Origin of the sequence: Kitasatospora sp. NPDC050463 (assembly GCF_040655255.1) — a bacterium.
In the GTDB taxonomy this organism is placed as follows: Bacteria; Actinomycetota; Actinomycetes; order Streptomycetales; family Streptomycetaceae; genus Kitasatospora.
This window is the reverse complement of the sequence record NZ_JBFAJO010000177.1, coordinates 1-4,500: the sequence shown is the minus strand read 5'-3', so window position 1 is coordinate 4,500 and position 4,500 is coordinate 1. Positions and strand designations below refer to the sequence as shown.

General features: G+C 65.0%; 3 protein-coding genes. All 3 read right to left on the bottom strand.

All coding sequences use genetic code 11. The annotated features are described in order from the left end of the window. Positions 1 to 619 precede the first annotated feature (619 nt). Positions 620 to 2,551 (bottom strand): hypothetical protein, encoded by a 1,932-nt coding sequence (locus AB0J08_RS41035; protein ID WP_360645138.1) that lies wholly within the window; start codon positions 2,549 to 2,551, stop codon positions 620 to 622. After that, positions 2,548 to 3,009 (bottom strand): hypothetical protein, encoded by a 462-nt coding sequence (locus AB0J08_RS41030; protein ID WP_360645136.1) that lies wholly within the window; start codon positions 3,007 to 3,009, stop codon positions 2,548 to 2,550. The genes AB0J08_RS41035 and AB0J08_RS41030 overlap by 4 nt, the downstream gene beginning before the upstream one ends. Positions 3,010 to 3,091: 82 nt before the next feature. Further along, positions 3,092 to 4,267, bottom strand: coding sequence for a dsDNA nuclease domain-containing protein (locus AB0J08_RS41025; RefSeq protein WP_360645134.1), 1,176 nt, complete (start codon positions 4,265 to 4,267; stop codon positions 3,092 to 3,094). Positions 4,268 to 4,500 lie beyond the last annotated feature (233 nt).

Sequence of the window (4,500 nt, the reverse complement as noted above, 5' to 3'; positions counted from 1 at the left end):
GGACCCCAAGCCGTTCACCTGGACCAAGACCGCCGATGAGATCCTCGACTCCCTCGCCCGCTTCTGCCGACGGATCTCCGGCGCAGGACACTAGTCGCTGGCGGCCTTCTCGCATTCGGGAAATGTGCTGGTCGGCGGGGGTTGATTCCCCGATTCGCCGGTGTGAAGGGGCCTGGTTCGACGGTCTTCAGTCCGTGCGCAGCCTCTCTTGACTGGCGCTCTCCCGGGCCTACGGTGCGGCGCTATGGGCTGGCTGGAGGGGCTCTCGTCCTGCCGGTCTGCACGGTCTTGTCCTGGGCGTTCATCACTGATGTCACACAAAATCTGCAAGCACTGTCAGTCACTTGTCCCTGGTCAAGGCATCGATTTCGCTGACATCACGATGACAATCCTCAACTGACAGTCACACGCAGACCATCACTCCCGGCCGATGCGCATCAGCAGGCCACCCCCGGAGCGGCCCAGGACGGAGCGGCCTGCGGTGCGCCCGGTGCAGCCGGCGAATCCGCGGTGCCCGGAGCGGGTGAAGCAGCTGTCCAAAGTCGGAATGCGCTGGGCATAGCCGCACAACGCGCAGCGGGGCCGGACAGGGTGTTCCTGTCCGGCCCCGCTGCTGTCGTCACACGCCAGCTTCCTCTCCTGGCGGCGCGTCTGCAGGCTGCTCGTCACCGGGTTCGGCATCGGGCATGGGGACGAGTCGGTCTGTGTCAGACAGTTCCAGCGGCCGGTGAATGCCCTCGATCGGAGGGGAGTCGTTGTCGGTGACGATGATCTGCAGGCGGTCGACGTGTTCGGTGGCAGTATGCAGGAGGCTGGCGTACATCTTGCGCAGGCGTTCGAGGTCGACGCCTTCGTGGCCGACGTTGCTGCTGATGCCGTCGATGATCAGGAGGTTGGGCAGGGGGATGTCGGGGTCGTTGAGTGCCACATGTTGGTGGGCAAGGACGTGGGCGACGTTGACCAGTACCTCGACGCCTTGCGATTGCAGGTCAGCGAAGGAGCGGCCGTCCACGACCGGCATGTACGTCTTCTTGTTGATGTAGGAGCCTGGCTGGTTGTCGAAGCGGGGTGCGTCGAAGCTGCGGAGGGCTGCTTCGAAGGCGTCGTCGAGTTTCCGCAGGCGTTGGCTGACGGCTTGGTTGCTGTGGCGGGTGGCGTCGATTTTGCTGTTGAGGTCTTCTTGCTCGCGTTCCAGTTCCGCAACTCGTTCGGCCTGTCCGGCTAGCCGGTCGTGGACGGCCAGGCCGTCGTCCAGGCGGGCGAGGTGCTCCTCGAGTCGGGCCTGCTGGGCAGCGACGCTTCGGATGCGGTCTGCCTGGTCGGTGATGTAGGTGGAGGTCGCTCGGTCCAGTTGGTCACCGAGGTCTGTCCGGTGCTGGGTCTGGGTAGCCAGGGCTGTCTGGAGTTGAGCGAGGCGGTGGCTGCTCCGGGCGATGAGTTCCTCGGTCTCTGTGACCTGCTCGATGACCCGGTCCTGTTCTGCGGCGAGAGAGGACGGGGCCGGCAGGTTGGGTGGGGCCTGGAGGCAGAGACGGCAGGTGTGCTCGTCTCCCCTGTCCGGTACGCCGGCTCCGCAGCGGGGGCAGGTGTGGAACTCGAAGTCGTTGAGGAGGCGCTCGGCGACCAGGGCGCGAGTGAGTCGACGGCTCTGGGCGATGAGTTGTCCGTGCAGTTCACGGAGGTTGGTGATGGAGACGGCTTCGGCCTCGGTCGCCCCGGCGATCCGGGCGATCTCTGCTTCCGTCTCGGCGATCCGTTCGCGGAGCGTGACGGTGGTCGGCCCGGTCAGGTTGATGTTGCCGGTGAGGCTGACGTCGGCTTGGCGAGCGTGGGTGAGCTCCCGCTCGGTCTCCTGGCGCTCGACTTCCAGCTGGGCGCGGGAGGCGAAGGCGGTGCTCAGGAGGATCCGTTCCAGGGTGTTCGCATCTGCGGTGAGGGCTGCCAGCTCTGTGGTGACCTCACGCAGGCGGTCGCGTAGGCCGGCTGCCTCGGGGTCGTACAGGCCGTAGAGGATCTCGAAGACGTACTTACGCTTGATGTTCTTGGAGTAGTTGTCCGGCGTTCCGAAAACGGAGGAGTCAATCTCCTTCTGCCTGAGGACGCAGTACATGAGGTAGTCGCTGATAGTGACGGGAACCAGGGGGCTCCTGTCGTCGTTGGGGGCGCGTGGGACGCGGAGTCGGGGCAGCTTCAGTACGTCGCGCCACCAGTCACGGAACGTCTCGTCGTACCCGGCTTGGAGCTGGCTGGCAGGCAGCCGCCAGACCTCCCGGCGGCCTTCAACTTCGGCGATCTCCACCATGGCGTTCGCTGTGGTGACCAGGGGGCGGACGATGCGGAATCGGCGATCTCCGACCAGCACGGTGCCGGCGATCGTCCGTCCGCGAAGCTCGGGGACGACACTCACGTCGGCTCCCAGCAGGGCCCGAAGGCAGCTGACGGTGGCAGTCTTGCCGCCGCTCATGGAACCCACGATCGCGTTCATACCGGGTTCGAAGCGGATCGTGCGGCTGGTGCCGACCAGGGTGATCTCTTCGATACGCAGTCTCATAGGTGGGTCCCCCAGTCCGCCTCGACGATGTCGGGGAAGGTCTCGTAGATCAGGTTCTTCAAGGTGAGGCCGGTCAGGTTGAAGTACCGGCGCAACAGCACTGCGCGGTCGCGCACCGGGCGCCAGCTCTCGCTTTCAGCGAGAGCACGCGCCACGTCATGCCCGACCTGGGTGGTGCAGTAGGTCGCAATGGCGTCCTCGTGTTTGGGCTCGATGAGTCCTTTGCCTGTGAGGGCGCCGAGCAGCACGTAATACGCGGGGTCCCAGGGGCCGTACCTGTAGCGGATCATGCTCTGCTCGATCGTTCCGGTCAGCCACGGGTTCTCGCCGGTGTCGACGTTGGGCCGTCGAATAGCCATGAGTGTGTTGAAGCGGTCCGGGTAGCGCAGCAGGAAGTCAAGCTTGGCCAGCTTCATGCGCCCTTCGATGCCCTTGGCCGCCTTGGTTTCGGAGAACACGTCGATGAGGAGCAGCAGGCGGGCTTGGGCATCGGCCGAAGGCGGCCTTGTGGGCGGCACGGTGGTTACGGGCGCGGTAGCGCTAGGAGGCATCTCGATCGCTCCCCCAGTCGAACTTGCACTCGTCCGAGATCGCGCATGCCCTGCCCATCAGGAGTACACCGTCCTGGGCGTAGAGGGGATGGCGGTCATACGTGCCTGGGCTGGCATCGAGCATGCGCTGCAGCTCGTCGAAGATGGCGTCCGCGGGCTGGGGCTGTCCTCTGTAGGAGCGGCCGGTGCGGCGGGCCAGCAAGAGCAGACGCTGGTCGAGATCAGTCTCGATGGCTTGATCGCCGGGCCAGGCTCCCAGCGCCAGCTCTTTGAAGCGGTGGCGCTCAGCGTGGGCCCGGAGCATCTGCGCCTCCTCGATGACCTCCCTGGAGGCCGCGCCCGCCCGGAGCTTGCGAACAAGCGCGGTCTCCGGGTCATGCAGTTGGTGGGAGAGGTCTTCCAGCAGAACGTGGTCGGGACGGGTCAGGCGCTGGCGTACGTCGGCAATCGACGCCGCGGAAAGGCGTTTGTTCAGCACGGCCGGGGGCGGGGTGTCGAGGACCAGGAGCTCTGTCCACCGGGCCACGGGAAGACCTTGGGTGGCATCGCGGGTACGCCGAAGCAACTCGTCGTAGAGCGCGTCGATCATCGCCATGGTGAGCCCTGGGCCGAGATCGGCCAGGACCCGGGTGTTACGTAGATCGACATCACCGCGTCGTGGCAGCGGTCTGATGCGCACCAGAGGAAGGAAATCGGCGAGTGCATCCTCTTTCACTTTCAGGTGCGTCGCGACCCGTTTGCGGCACGCTGCGTTGTCCCCTCCTTGCCCCTTGGACAGGGCCACAACTGCATCATCGGCTGGGTCGAGATGGCCCTCAAGGCCGGCGGTCAGCTGATAGGTCAGTCCGGTGCCCGCCACGGTTGCGTGCGTCCGCCACAAGCTCTTGAGGGGTCCGCTCTTGAACACGTCCGTGAGCGTCCAGGGCTCAACGGCATCCCTCGTTTTGATCTGCTGGAAGTCCCAGAACACATCGTCGACGCACCGGGGGTCGCCTCTACGGGCGACGGTTACGTCCTCGATGTGCTCACAGGTCACGTGTATGACCGTTCCGCCCGCGAGCATCTCCAGGACTGCTTGCACGGAGATGTGTATCTGGTATTCGAACCGCCGTACCGTGACCGACCCTGAGTCATCCGGTGCATCAGTCTCAATTGGATCGACCATCGGCCCCCCATCTCGTTACTCCCCGAGCACGCAGCGTAGGGGGTCTGTGATCTCCAGTCGATAGCGGGAGATATCCAAGCCGTTGGGCTCGCTGAAGAGTAGGGCCCCAGCCCAGAGCGCGGGCGTGCCCAGGGTCACCTAACTAGCCGTTGCTCTATCGACCTTGGTGATTGTGAGTTCGAATCTGCCGACTCGGTCGGGTGATCTTCAGTCGGCAGGGCATGAAAGTGGGG